The organism is Azospirillum lipoferum 4B (assembly GCF_000283655.1).
Taxonomy (GTDB): Bacteria; Pseudomonadota; Alphaproteobacteria; order Azospirillales; family Azospirillaceae; genus Azospirillum; species Azospirillum lipoferum_C.
In genome coordinates, this window is sequence record NC_016585.1 from 627414 (window position 1) to 641649 (window position 14236).

At 68.5% G+C, this 14236-nt stretch carries 7 protein-coding genes; 3 read left to right on the plus strand and 4 right to left on the minus strand.

What is annotated here, in order from left to right:
• Positions 1–14: 14 nt before the first annotated feature.
• Positions 15–5621 (minus strand): malto-oligosyltrehalose trehalohydrolase, encoded by a 5607-nt coding sequence (treZ, locus tag AZOLI_RS16555; protein WP_014188312.1) that lies wholly within the window; start codon positions 5619–5621, stop codon positions 15–17.
• Between the two features lie 133 nt (positions 5622–5754).
• Positions 5755–6063, minus strand: a complete 309-nt coding sequence (locus AZOLI_RS16560; protein ID WP_014188313.1) for a hypothetical protein — start codon at positions 6061–6063, stop codon at positions 5755–5757.
• A 359-nt stretch (positions 6064–6422) separates the two neighbouring features.
• Between AZOLI_RS16560 and AZOLI_RS16565 the strand changes: the two genes are divergently transcribed.
• Positions 6423–6773: a hypothetical protein gene (locus tag AZOLI_RS16565; protein ID WP_014188314.1), complete on the plus strand. Its 351-nt coding sequence runs from the start codon at positions 6423–6425 to the stop codon at positions 6771–6773.
• 25 nt (positions 6774–6798) lie between these two features.
• Here AZOLI_RS16565 and AZOLI_RS16570 read toward each other — a convergent pair whose 3' ends face one another.
• Together AZOLI_RS16570 and AZOLI_RS16575 are read right to left on the minus strand one after the other, a co-directional pair.
• Positions 6799–8184, minus strand: coding sequence for a sigma-54-dependent transcriptional regulator (locus AZOLI_RS16570; protein WP_014188315.1), 1386 nt, complete (start codon positions 8182–8184; stop codon positions 6799–6801).
• Entirely contained in the window at positions 8181–10025 is a 1845-nt protein-coding gene (locus AZOLI_RS16575) for an ATP-binding protein (protein ID WP_244442568.1), read from the minus strand. Before AZOLI_RS16575 ends, AZOLI_RS16570 begins: the two co-directional genes overlap by 4 nt.
• Before the next feature lie 269 nt (positions 10026–10294).
• On the opposite strand from AZOLI_RS16575, the gene AZOLI_RS16580 reads away from it, so the two are divergent.
• Positions 10295–11611, plus strand: coding sequence for a dicarboxylate/amino acid:cation symporter (locus AZOLI_RS16580; RefSeq protein ID WP_014188317.1), 1317 nt, complete (start codon positions 10295–10297; stop codon positions 11609–11611).
• 240 nt (positions 11612–11851) lie between these two features.
• The gene (locus AZOLI_RS16585) at positions 11852–14161 is read left to right on the plus strand and encodes an NADP-dependent malic enzyme (RefSeq protein WP_014188318.1); all 2310 of its coding nucleotides are present in this window, start codon (positions 11852–11854) and stop codon (positions 14159–14161) included.
• The last annotated feature ends 75 nt before the right edge of the window (positions 14162–14236 follow it).

Sequence of the window (14236 nt, forward strand, 5' to 3'; positions counted from 1 at the left end):
AAAGGGGCATGGGATCAGGTGCGGGCGGAGGAAGAGGACGGGCGCGCCGCGGCCAGGATGGCGGCGACCGCCGCCGGTTCCGGGGCGTCGGCCAGTTCTTCCAGCGTCATCGACAGCTTGCGGCGCCAGTTGGGGTATTGGTCGGTGGTACCCGGCAGGTTGACCTGATCGCGCTCGCGGGTCAGGTCGTCCAGCTGCGCCACCGCCAGCACCGCGTTGGTGCGGGCGAGGAAGGCATGCACCGCATGGTCCAGCGCCTCGTCATAGGGGCTGTCGGCGCCGAAGCCGGCGGGCAGGGCGATCCCGGCGGCGCGCAACGCCTCGACCAGGGCCTTGCGGTCGGCGGACCGGCGGCTCTTCTGCTTCCCGGCCTCGTCCTCCGCCGGATAGAGGCCCTTCCCGGCCTTCAGGACGATGTCGTCGCCCTCCCACCAGCCGCGAAGGGTGGCGAGGTCGTGGCTGCCGACGGTGGCGAGCGCCAGCTCCGGATACTCGTCCGGTCCCTTGAAGGCGCCGTCCTCGGTCCATTCGAAGAAGACGACGCGATAGCTCAGCACCCCGGCCTCGGTCATCCGCTCGCGGAAGCCCTCCGGCACGGTGCCCAAATCCTCGCCGACCACGAGGCAGCGCTGACGCTGGCTTTCCAGCGCCAGGATGCCCAGCAGATCCTCCATCGGATAGGCGACATAGGCGCCCTCGCCCGGCGGATTGCCGTCGGGGATCCAATAGACATGCTGAAGCGCCATCGCATGGTCGATGCGCAGCGCACCGGCATGGCGCATGTTGGCACGCACCAGATCGATGAAGGGCCGGTAGCCGGCATCGCGAAGCGCCCGCGGATGGAAGGGCGGCAGGCCCCAATCCTGGCCGGCCGGGTTGAACAGGTCGGGCGGGGCGCCGACATGGGCGGCGTCCACCACCGCCTGCGGCGTCATCCAGGTTTCCGCCCCGCCGGCATCGGCACCGACCGCGAGGTCGCGGTAGAAGCCGATGGTCATCCCGAGTTCCGACGCCCGCGCCGCCGCCGCGCGCAGTTGGTCGTCCGCCAGCCATTGCAGCCAGGCGAAATAGGCGACGCGGCCGGAATGCTCCTTGGCGAACTGCTCCACCGCCGGCGCCGCGGCGTCGTGGAACTCGGCCGGCCACCGGTGCCAATCGGCCTTGCCATCGGCCGCAAAGCGTTCGCGCAGGGCCTGGAAGGTGGCGAAGCGCTCCAGCCCGATGCCGCCCTCCGTCCAGAAGGCGTCGAAGGCGACGCGACGTTCCGGCTTGGCGGAAGTCTGGAAGGCGGCGAACAGCCTTTCCAGGATCGGCAGCTTCAGCTTCGACACCGCGGTGTAATCGACGTTGGCGGTGGCGCGCGCCGCCTCCAGCGCCTGCCGGAACTCGGGCGAGGCGACCTGCTTGCGGAGGTCGGCATCGTCGATGAACTCCGGCACCGCGGTGACGTCGATGTAGAGCGGGTTCAGGAACAGCCGGCTGGCCGGGGAATAGGGGCTGGCATGTTCGGGATTGTCGAGGAACATGGCGTGCAGCGGGTTCAGCCCGACCACCGCCGCCCCGCGCGCCGCCGCGATGTCGGCCAGCGTCCGCAAATCGCCGAAATCGCCGATGCCCCAGTCACGGTCGCTGCGCAGGGTGTAGAGCTGCGCCGACAGGCCCCACAGCTTCTCCCCCACCAGCATCGGCGTCGGCAGGTGACAGCGGGACGGTGCCAGGACCAGCCGGGTTTCCGCCACGCCATGCTCCGTCTCCACCCGCAGCGTGTGGTAACCGGCCTTGTCCAGCTTGCCCAGCGGCAGGCGCCGCTCGGCATAGGTCACGTCGCCGACGGTGATGCAGCGGCTGCGCGGCAGGCTGCCGAAGCCGACGACACCGCTCTGCGTCTCTCCGCTTTCCAGCGTCAGGGTGTAGCGCAGGGTGCGGGTGCCGTGGGGCAGGGTGACCGGCGCCGTCACCGCCTCGCCGGCGCGGCGGACCACCACCGGTGGCAGGGCGCGGCCGTATTCCTCCTCATCCAACCGGTCGAGAAGGGCAAGCGCGGCGGCCTCGTCCCCCGCCTCGACCCCCATCGCCGACAGGAGGGCGCGGATGGTCTCCTCGCTGGCCGTCACCGTCTCCCCGGCGGCGTTGTCGAAGGAGCGCTCGATGCCCATGCGGTCGGCCAGCCGGTCCAGCGCCGATGCCTCCTCCAGCCACAGCACCACCGACCAGGGGCCGAGCGTGTCGCCGGTCAATCCAGCGCCCTCGGTCCACAGCACGCGGCCCGTGGCCTCGGGGAAACCCGATGCCGGCGTGTCGGCCAGATTGGCGAAGGCATGAAGCCGGCTGCCGTCGCCCAGCTTCCAGCAGACGGTCAGGCCGGTCTTTCCGATGACGCCATGGCTGGAGGCACCGCCTGGGACGCCGTCCAGCCGCGGCACGATCTCCGCCCGGCGCAGGGCCAGGGCGCGGCGATACCAGTCGAGCCACTCCGCATGTTCCGGCGTCGCGCGGGCGTCCCAATCCAGCTTGGCCGATTCCGCCGTTTCCGGCGCGGTGGGGTCGGGGATGCGGGCGCGGGCGTCGGGGTCCTGGAATTCGGGGAACTTGGCGAACTCCTCCGCCCGGCCCTTGCGCACCGCCTCGGCCAGTTCCTCGCCGAAGTCGCAGAAGAAGGGGAAGGGCTTGGCCGATGCCCATTCCTCGCCCATGAACAGCATGGGGATGCCGGGACCCAGCAGATAGAGGATGGTCGCGGCCCGCACCGCTTCGGCCTTGGCGATGTGGGAGATGCGTTCGCCGAAGGCGCGGTTGCCGATCTGGTCGTGGTTCTGGATGAAGGTGACGAAGGCGGTCGGCGGCAGATGCGCCGACGGTTCCCCGCGCAACTCGCCATCGCGGTAGGCCGACGGGTCGCCCTGGAAGGCGAAGCCCTCCGCCAGGGCGCGGCCCCATTTGGCCGGATCATGGGCATAGTCGGCGTAATAGCCGCCATCCTCGCCCGTGGCCGCGCTGTGCAGGCAGTGGTGCAGGTCGTCGTTCCACTGGGCTGAGTGCCAGCGCGGGTCGCCCTCGCGGTGGCGGGCAAGGAAGCGGGCCTGGTTGGCGTCGTTCTCCAGCACCAGATGAACGTGGCGCTGGTTCTGGAAATGGCTGTGCACCCGCTCCGCCAGCTCTTCCAGGACGTGGCGGTCGCTGTCGTCGATGATGGCGTGGACCGCGTCCAGCCGCAGGCCGTCGAGGTGGTATTCCTCCAGCCAATAGAGCGCGTTGTGGATGAAGAAGTCGCGGACCGCTCCGCTGCGCTCGCCGTCGACGTTGATCGCCGCCCCCCAGGGCGTCTTGTGGCGGTCGGTGAAGAAGCTGTTGGCGAAGGCGTGGAGGTAGTTCCCCTCCGGACCGAAATGGTTGTAGACGACGTCGAGGAAGACCATCAGCCCGCGGGCATGCGCCTCCTGCACCAAGATCTTCAGGTCCTCCGGCCGGCCATAGGCGCTGTCGGGGGCGAAGGGCAGAACGCCGTCATAGCCCCAGTTGCGCGAACCGGGGAAGTCGGCCACCGGCATCAGCTCGATCGCGGTGACGCCCAGCTCGACCAGATCGTCCAGCCGCTCGATGGCCGACAGGAAGGTGCCTTCTTCGGTGAAGCTGCCGACATGCAGCTCGTACAGCACCGTCTCGTGCCAGGGCCGGCCGGTCCAGGCGGCATCGGTCCAGGCATGGACGCCGGGGTCGATCACCTCCGACGAGCCGTGCACGTCGTCCGGCTGGAAGCGCGACGCCGGGTCCGGCACCGCCAGCCCATCGGGCAGGACGAAGCGGTATCGGCTGCCCGCCTGCGCCCGTGCCGTGGTCAGGCTGAACCAGCCGTCGCCCTGCACTTCCATCGACATCGGCTGCCCGCCATCGTCGAGCGACAGCAGGACGGACGCCGCCGTCGGCGCCCAGATGGCGAAGCGGACGGAGCCGTCGGCCTGCACCTCCGCCCCGAATGGCATGGAGTGGCAGCGGCGGCGCTCGTCCACCGGGGCGATGCGGTCACGGTCGCGGCTGGCGATCTCCGGCCCGGCATCGGCGCGGATGATGGCGGTGACGCCGGCCAGCGGGATCGCCACCCAGCCCGGCCGGTTGGCCAGCTCGTAGCCGACCTCGTACAGCGCCTTTTCCAGCAGGAACAGCTTCAGCAGCGTCGGGGCCGCCAGCGGGTCGCGCGGGAAGCCGGGGCAATCGCCGATGGCGTTGCGGTAGCCGTCGAGGAAGGCGGCCGACGCCGCGCCCTCCCACCAGGACAGCCAAGCCGTGCGGGCATCGCGGGACGGCCCGTCGAGATCGCCCGGCATCGCGTTCCGGGCCATGGCGGCGGCATAGGCGATTGAGCGCAGCATGCCGGCGACATCGCGCAGGATGCAGTGCTTGGCCCGCCGTTCGGCCAGCGGGCGCATCGGCTCGCCTTCGAAATCGACGATCTGCACGTCGCCGCGCGACACCAGCACCTGCCCCAGGTGATAGTCGCCGTGCAGGCGCATGGCGCTGAGGTCGGCGGTCGGCGGAATCAGCGCGTCGATCTGGGCCATCATCGCCGCTTCGCTGGCGGCGAGGGCCGTGGCCTGAGGTGCGATGGCCGGGTCAAGCGTCGGAACGGCGGAGCGCAGCCGCTCCAGCACCCGCTTCGCCAGGCTGCGCACGCCGCCCGCCCAGTCCTTCAGCCGCTCCGCCGTCGCCGGTTCCGGCGTGAAGGCATCGCCGCCGCCGGGGGTGGCGAGCGCGCGGTGCAGCTCCGCCGTCCGCTGGCCGAGAATGCGCAGGAAGGCGACGCTGTCGGCATCGGCCGCCTGGGCGTCGTCGCCATCCGTGAAGCGGGCGACGCGGTCGTTCAGGTATCCGGTGACATGGCCCCAGCCGTCCTTGGCCTCCGGCACCAGTTCCTGCATCACGCACAGGGTGGTGGAGCCGGAGCTGTTGGCCCGCTCCACCCAGCCCAGCAATGCCGGCGTGTTGGGGAACTGCGCCACCTCGGTCAGGAAGCGGCTGACCTCCAATTCCGGATGGGTGCCCGGTTCCAGCTTGCGCAGGCCCTTCAGGATGGCGACGTCGCCGATGCGAATGGAGGTGTTGGACTGTTCCGCCGTCATCCGGTGCAGCGGCGCCCCGACATCCAGCCGGCGCGCCAGCGCTTGGCAGGCCCGCGTCCGCCCGGCATTCAGGCCCGGCGACAGCGCCGTCTCGCCTTCCTGCGGATCGCCTTTCAGAATGGCCGCCAGCAGCGCCCTCACCACCCCGTCATCGGCATAGCCGTCGCGCAGGCGTCCGGCGAAAGGCAGATCCCCGGTTCCCTCGATCACCGACGGATCCCCGCCCGTGCCGTGGTCGAGGATCAGGGGAAGCTGATAAAGCTGCGGCTCACGCCCCGGCGGCTCGACCCGCAGCAGGCAGAGCTGGGCCTGCGAGCCGTTGGGCAGGGGCAGCGGCAGGGCATCGACGATGCGCACGACCGGCCGGCCGGCATCCTTGGCCGCATACCAGCGGCGGGTCAGCAGATGGTCCGGCAACAGGGAATCCTGGAGACGCGACAGGATCTCGCCTTCCAGAGGGCTCGCCAGGACATTCGAGTGGGCGTGTGGCTGCGGCGCGGTGGGCACGAGGGCTCCTCCCCTGTTGAGCGCTGGGTGGCACGTCGCTCAAACAGAATGGAGGGGCAGCACCGGGGGACGGAGTTCCCGCACCCGTGAAGCCGCTTCCACGAACGACCGCGCCCTTCTCCCGAAAGAGTGGTCAGACAGTCCGCGGGTGGTGCGGCAGATGGGCGAGGCGGCCGATCCGCTCGGCCACTTGCAGGGCCTCGACGACATCGTCGAGCCGCCCGTCGCGCATCAGGTTGTGCGCGTGGGTGTTGAGCGCGGCGACGACGGCCCGTTCATCGGACACCCCGCGGGCCGGTTGCCCATCCGGATCGAGCACGGTGGCGCCCAGCGCCGCCATGGCCTCCGCGGTCAGGTTCACGGCCTCGGACAAGGCCTCTTCGTCGTCATCCGCAGCGGTCAGGATCGGTTCCAGAAGCTCCGCAAGGAGACGGGGGGTCATGGTGCTAATCCTCGGTGACATTCTCAGGCCGTCCCCTTCGACGTCGATGCTGCACGGTCTTTCGATACAACAGCCGGAACGGAGGAAAGGTCCGTCCGGCCGTGTTGCCCGCGAGCCCGATTCCCGGACCATGGAAAGAACTGCAGGACAGGAGACGCCACATGGGAAGCGAGTGCACGACCGGCAAGCGGAATGGAATGTCAACTGGACGGATGGGGGAGGTACGAAGCGGCGATTCACCGCGGGCACATGACAGGTTGTAGAGCTTTTCCGGAAAGTCCGGAATAATACGATCGCACTCGCACAGCGCAGCAGATCGCGCGAGGAGAGTCGGCCGACAATCCAGGATTACGACGCCAATGGCCCTTCCGAACAGAGCATCCGACAAGGACGACCGGCAGTCGATCATACGGGACGGCGAGCGCACGCCCGTTGACGGAAGCGGTGGCGGGGGCCATCCTCTTGGTATGGACGAACTCACCCGACGCGTCGACCGTCTGGAAACCATCCTGGATCAGATGGCGCCGACGCTTGCACGGATCGACGAGCGGCTGAAATCCTTGGCGACCAAGGAAGATGTCGCCAAAGTGGGAGAGCGTGTCGCCAAGGTTGAGGGCGCTGTCGAGAAGCTCCCGACCACGCTTCATCTGCTGGGCTTCATCGTCAGCGTGCTTGCGCTCGCGGGTATCGCAAAATTCCTGCATCTCTGACAGAATCCCCACCCAGCGCAGCGCTTCACTCGATGAAATCCTCCCGGCTCAGGCCGTAGCGCTTCAGCTTGTCGTAGAAGGTCTTGCGCGGGATGTTCAGCGCCTCGATGGCCGCCTTGACGCTGCCGCGCTGCCGGGCCAGTTCCGATTGAATCAGGCCTTTTTCGAACAGATCCACCTGTTCGGCCAGCGACAGCGTGGACGGTGCGGCCGCCGCCACAGGCGCCACCTCCTCCAGCCCCAGCACGAAGCGGTCGGCGGCATTGCGCAATTCGCGGACGTTGCCCGGCCAGTCCTGGCCCATCAACCGCTGCAACTGCTCGCGGGTCGGCACGCGCGGCTCGCGGTTGTAGCGTGTGGCGGCCTGGACGACGAAATGCTGGAACAGCAATGGGATGTCGTCGCGCCGTTCCCGCAGCGGCGGGATGGTCAGCACCACCACGTTCAGCCGGTAATAGAGGTCGGCACGGAAGGTCCCGGCATCCGCCGCCTGCCGCAGATCCGCCTTGGTGGCGGCGACCACCCGCAGGTCGACCGGCACCTGCTCGTTCGATCCCAGCGGCTCGACCACCCGTTCCTGGATCACCCGCAGCAGCTTGACCTGCAGCGACAGCGGCATGCTTTCGATCTCGTCCAGGAACAGGGTGCCGCCGCTGGCATGCTCGATCCGGCCGACGCGGCGCTTGGCGGCGCCGGTGAAGGCGCCGGCCTCGTGCCCGAACAGCTCGCTTTCGAAGATCGATTCCGGCATGGCGCCGCAGTTCAGCGCGACGAAGGGGCTCTTGCGTCGTCCGCTCGCCTCGTGAAGCGCACGGGCCACCATCTCCTTGCCGGTGCCGGTCTCGCCGAACACCAGAACATCGGCATCGGTGTCGGCGACCGCGGCGATGGTGGTGCGCAGCCGCTCGATGCCGGGGGTGCGGCCGACGATGGTCCCGGCGGGATCGGCGCCGCCGGCGATCTGCGCCCGCAGCCGGCGGTTCTCCATCACCAGCCGGCGCTTTTCCACCGCGCGGCGGGCGATCTCGGTCAGGCGGTCGGACGGGAAGGGTTTCTCCAGGAAATCATAGGCGCCGTTGCGCATCGCCTCGACCGCCATCGGCACATCGCCATGACCGGTGATCAGGATGACCGGCAGATCGGGATCGATCTCCCGCACCCGCGCCAGCAACGCCAGCCCGTCCATCTGCGGCATCCGCACATCGGTGACGAGGCAGCCCGGCCAGTCGCGGCCGAGATGACGCAAGGCCCGCTCCGCCCCGTCGCAGGCCGTCACCTCGAACCCGGCCAGCTCCAACGCCTGCTGTCCGGCCAGCCTCACCGCGCGCTCGTCGTCGACGAACAGGACGCTGCCGGCATTGTCCGGGGCGGCGTTGTCCGGGGCGGTGTTTTCCGAAAGGGTTCCGGTCATGCAGGTGTTTCCGTGGTCTTGAGCCTCAGGGTGAAGACGGCTCCCTGTCCGGGCTTGCCGTTGCGGTTGGCGGCGGTCAGGCTGCCGCCGAAATCCTCGACGATGCCGTGGCTGATCGACAGGCCGAGCCCCAGCCCCTCGCCGGCCTCCTTGGTGGTGAAGAAGGGGACGAACAGCCGCGGCAAATCCGCCTCGGCGATGCCGCTGCCGGTGTCGGCGACGCTCAGCAGCGCTTCCCCCTCCGCCGTGACCAGCCCGATGCGCAGGCGGCGCACGGGACAGCCGCGCATGGCGTCGGCCGCGTTGCCGATCAGGTTGACCAGCACCTGTTGCAGCCGCACATCCTCGCCCACCACCCGCACCGGCCGGTCGGGCAGATCGACCTCGACCGTGATGTCCTCCCGCCGCAGCTTGGATTCCAGAAGCGCCAGGGCCTGCCCGACCGCGGCATGGACCGACACCGGACCCAGCGTGCCGGAGGCGCGGCGGGCGAAGCCCTTCAACTGGCGGGTGATGGCCGCCATGCGGTCGGTCAGCTCCGCGATCTCCGCCAGATTGCCGCGCACCGCGTCCATCCGCCCGCGCTCCAGCAGGACCACCGCATTGTCGGCGAAGCTGCGCATGGCGGCCAGCGGCTGGTTGATCTCATGCGCGATGCCCGCCGACATCTGGCCCAGCGCCGCCAGCTTCGCCGCCTGGGTCAATTCGTTCTCCGCCGCGCGCAGATCGGCGGTGGCGGCGGCGACCCGGCGTTCCAGTTCCGCCCGCGATTCCTCCTGCAGGGCGATGCGCTCCACCAGCGCGACCCGGCGCAGGGCCACGGCATAGGCGGTGAGCGCGGCCATCGCCACCACCGCGGCGGCGAGCAGCCCGGCGACCCAGGCGCGGGCTGTCACCGGATCCAGGCTGGTCAGGCTGTGCAGGGTCCAATCGCCGCCGGGCATCGCCACCGACGACAGCAGATAGTGGCGAAGCCCGCCCTTCTCCTCCAGTGCGATGCGGTCGGACGCACCGCCGAAGATCCAGGGCAGCACGTCCAGCCCCTCGCTGGTGCCCTGCGGGACGATGGGCAGGCTGATCGGCAGCCGGCGGGGCAGGGCGCGATAGCGCCAGGACGGCGTGTTGGTGATGAAGACCACCCCGTCGCGGTCGGTCACCAGCAGCTTCTCCTGCCCCGGCGCCCAGGCCCGTTCCAACCGGTCGAAGCCCAGCTTCAGCACCACCGCGCCCACTGTGCGGTTTTCCGCCACCACCCGGTTGGCGGTGTAATAGCCCGGCACCAGCGAGGTGGTGCCCCGCGCGAAATGGTGCCCCTCCCCCTGGTCGATGGCCATGCGGAAATAGGGCCGATAGGAGAAATTCTCGCCCACGAAACTGGCGGCGTCGTTCCAGTTGCTGGCCGCCACCGTCGTGCCCCTGGCGTCCATCACATAGAGCGCCAGCGCGTCCAGCGCCCGCGCGATGTCCTCCAGCTTGCGGTTCAGCCGGTCCATCGCCGCCGGCGACGGATGGGCCAGCAGGGCGCGGACCTCCGCATCCTGGGCCAGGGCCAGGGGCACGGCGGCATGCCGCTCCAGCTCCGCCCGCAGATTGGCGTTGTAGAGCGCCAGCTGCGCCCGCGCGCTGTCCCGCAGTTCGCCTTGAGCGTGCGACGACGCCCAGCCGGCCGCCAGCGCCGCCGCGACCGGAACGCCCAGCAGAAGCGCCGCCATCAGCAGCCGGCGCGGCCGCTCCAGCGCACGGGCCACCATCTGCGCCGCGCGGGACGGCGGGGCAGGTGCCGGTGGCGCGGCGGAATGGACGGTCGAATCTGTCGCGGGGTCGGTCGGGTGGCTAAGCAACGGCGTCTTTCGTCATGCTGCGCCGCAACAAAGATGCCGCAGCGCTGTGAAGTGTGCGGATTTTCGCACATCAGGAAGCCCCCTGTCGTGCGGATTCTCGCCCTCCGTCATTCGCCAAATGCTTGATGTTGCTGGAATCAGCAATTGGCCCACCGCTTGCTTTCACTGGCAATCAGTTGGGGGCCGCCCGCCCAGCCGGCGCCAATGCCGGACGAAAGAACGGGCGCCCCGCCAGGAACGCCACCCAAGAACGCCTTGAGGAGAGCAGCATGAGCGCAGACGCCATCGACGCGCGCCGGGATGGGGCGAAGAAGCCCTTCTACACCAACCTGACCTTCCAGGTTCTGAGCGCCATCACCATCGGCATCCTGCTGGGCCATTTCTATCCGTCCGTCGCGGTGCAGATGAAACCGCTGGGCGACCTGTTCATCAAGATGGTCAAGATGGTGATCGGCCCCATCGTCTTCCTGACGGTGGTGACCGGCATCTCCTCGATCGGCAACCTGAAGAAGGTCGGCAAGGTCGGCGGCAAGGCGCTGCTGTATTTCGAGGTTGTGACCACCTTCGCGCTCGGCATCGGCCTGCTGGTCGTCAATCTCGTGCGTCCGGGCGCCGGCATGAACATCCATCCCGGCCAGCTGCAGGCCGACTCGGTGCAGAAATACGCCACCACCGCCAAGGAACACGGCTTCATCGACTTCGTCGTCGGCATCGTGCCGGACAACGTCGTCGGCGCCTTCGTCCAGGGCGACATGCTGCAGATCCTGTTCTTCGCCGTGGTGTTCGGCGTCGCGCTGTCGGCCATGGGCCAGAAGGGCAAGGTGGTCGAGGACATCTTCGACAAGATCGGCCATGCCCTGTTCGGCGTGATCGGCATCCTGATGCGCGTCGCCCCGGTCGGCGCCTTCGGCGCCATGTCCTTCACCATCGGCAAGTACGGCATCTCCTCGCTGACCGCTCTCGGCCAGCTGATGGCGTCGGTCTACATCACGATGGCGATCTTCGTCTTCGTCGTGCTGGGCGGCATCGCCAAGGCCTATGGCTTCAGCATCTGGAGCTTCATCCGCTACATCCGCCAGGAACTGCTGATCGTGCTCGGCACCTCCTCCTCGGAGTCCGTGCTGCCGCGCATGATGGAGAAGATGCAGAAGTTCGGCTGCTCCAAGCATGTCGTCGGCCTCGTCATCCCCACCGGCTACTCCTTCAACCTCGACGGCACCTCCATCTACCTGTCGATGGCCGCGATCTTCATCGCCCAGGCCTTCAACGTCGACCTGACGATCTGGCAGCAGCTCTACATCCTGGTCATCCTGATGCTGACCTCCAAGGGTGCGGCGGCGGTGACCGGCGGCGGCTTCGTGACGCTGGCCGCCACCCTGTCGGCCACCGGCGTGCTGCCGATCGAAGGCCTGGCCCTGCTGCTGGGCGTCGACCGCTTCATGTCGGAAGCCCGCGCCCTGACCAACCTGATCGGCAACGGCGTCGCCACCGTCGTCGTCGCCAAGATGGAAGGCGAGTTCGACGAGAGCAAGGCGGTCACAGAGTACCAGCAGCACTTCAAGGAGCCGGCGCTGGCCCGCATCTGACGACAGGCAAATGACAGGAAAGCAGGACCGGCCGCCGGATTTGGAAAATCCAAAGATGATCCATCCGGCCCGTCCGCGGATCCTGTAAGCTAAGGGGGACGGTTCGATTTGGTTCGAATCGTCCCCTGTCCGTTTGCCGGGGATGGTTGGCGCAACAGTCCGAATGGGCTATAACCGCCAATCAGGTGAAGTGAACGCAAAGAATTAACTGAAATCTTGTTAACCGGAGGAAGAGACCCGATGTCCGGCGATTTTGAAGCGATGGCGCTTGAGTATCACCGCAACCCGCGGCCCGGTAAGCTGGCGATCGTCGCGACCAAGCCCATGGCCAACCAGCGCGATCTGGCGCTGGCTTATTCGCCGGGCGTGGCCCACGCCTGCACCGCCATCGCCGAGGACCAGTCGAAGGCGGCGGAGCTGACCTCGCGCGCCAATCTGGTCGCGGTGGTCACCAACGGCACCGCGGTGCTGGGCCTGGGCCATATCGGTCCCTATGCCGCCAAGCCGGTGATGGAAGGCAAGGCCGTCCTCTTCAAGAAGTTCGCGGGCATCGACTGCTTCGACATCGAACTGAACGAGCTGGACGTCGATGCGCTGGTCGACACCATCGTCCGGCTGGAGCCGACCTTCGGCGCCATCAACCTGGAAGACATCGCCGCCCCCGCCTGTTTCGAGATCGAGCGCCGCTGCCGCGAGCGCATGAAGATCCCGGTGTTCCACGACGACCAGCACGGCACCGCCATCGTGGTGGGCGCCGCGGTTCTGAACGGCTTGGCCCTGGTCGGCAAGGACATCTCCAAGGTCAAGGTGGTCTCCACCGGCGGCGGGGCTGCCGGCATCGCCTGCCTCGACCTGATGCTGTCTCTCGGCGTCAAGCGCGAGAATGTCTGGCTGGTCGACCGCATCGGGGTGGTCCACAAGGGCCGCAACGAGGAGATGAACGAGTACAAGGAAGCCTACGCCCAGGCGACCGATGCCCGCGTGCTGGCCGACGTCATCGACGGCGCCGACATCTTCCTCGGCCTGTCCGGCGCCAAGGTGCTGAAGCCGGAGCTGCTGTCCCGCATGGCCGACAAGCCGCTGATCCTGGCGCTCGCCAACCCGGAGCCGGAGATCATGCCGGATCTGGCCCGCCAAGCCCGCCCCGACGCCATCATCGCCACCGGCCGCTCCGACTTCCCCAATCAGGTCAACAACGTCCTCTGCTTCCCCTTCATCTTCCGCGGTGCGCTGGACGTCGGCGCCACCACGGTGAACGAGGAGATGAAGATCGCGGCGACCCACGCCATGGCCAATCTCGCCCGCGCCGAACCGTCGGACGTGGTGGCGGCGGCCTATGTCGGTGAAACGCTGCGCTTCGGCCCGGACTACATCCTGCCCAAGCCCTTCGACCCGCGCCTGATCGTCGAGGTGTCGTCGGCCGTCGCCCGTGCCGCCATGGAATCCGGCGTCGCCACCCGGCCGATCCCCGATTTCCGCGCCTATCGCGACCAGCTGAACCAGTATGTCATCCGCTCCGGCCTGTTCATGAAGCCGGTCATCACCAAGGCGAAGACTGCGCCCAAGCGCGTCGTCTATGCCGAGGGCGAGGATCCGCGCGTGATCCGCTGCGCCCAGGTGGTGGTGGACGACGGCATCGCCCAGCCGGTGCTGATCGGCCGGCGCGAGGTGATCGAGCGCGTCATTTCCGAGATGGGCCTGCGCCTGAAGATCGGCCAGGACGTCGAGGTCATCGAGATCATCCGCGACCCGCGCTATCACAACTTCACCGAACATTACCGCAAGCTGATGGGCCGCCGCGGCGTGTCGCCCAGCCATGCCGCCAACGTGGTGCGCACCCAGCCGACCGTCTTCGGCGCCCTGATGGTCCGCCGTGGCGAGGCCGACGCGCTGGTCTGCGGCACCACCGGCCGCTTCAACGAGCATTGGGCGCATATCTGCGGCCTGATCGGCCTGCGCGACGGGGTGAAGGTCGCCGCGACGATGAACGCGCTGATCTCGCAGAAGGGCGTCCACTTCATCACCGACACCTATGTCAATCCCGATCCGACCGCCGAGCAGGTGGCCGAGATCGCCCGGCTGGCGGCGGACGAGGTGAAGCGCTTCGGCATCGAGCCGAAGGTGGCCCTTCTGTCCCACTCCAACTTCGGTAGTGCCGACACGCCGTCGGCCCGCAAGATGCGCGCCGCGGTGGAACTGGCGTATGAGCAGATGCCGGACGTGGAGATCGACGGCGAGATGCATGCCGACGCCGCCCTCGCCCCTGCCATCCGCAAGGAGCTGCTGCCCGACAGCCGCCTGAAGGGCGAGGCGAACCTGCTGGTGATGCCGACGCTGGACGCCGCCAACATAGCCTTCAACATGATGAAGATCCTGGGCGAGGCGCAGAATGTCGGCCCGATCCTGCTGGGCGTCCAGCGGCCGGTCCACATCGTCACCCCGTCGGTCACCACCCGCGGTCTGGTCAACATGACCGCCGTCGCCGTGGTCGACGCCCAGCTCGCCGACCCGGTCAACGCCGCCCCGACCCCGCCGGTGGGCGTGGCGTAGGACGGGGTTGCCCCCTCCCTAGCCCTCCGCCGCTCTGCCACTCAACTCCCTCTCCCACCGCAGGTGGGGGAGGGT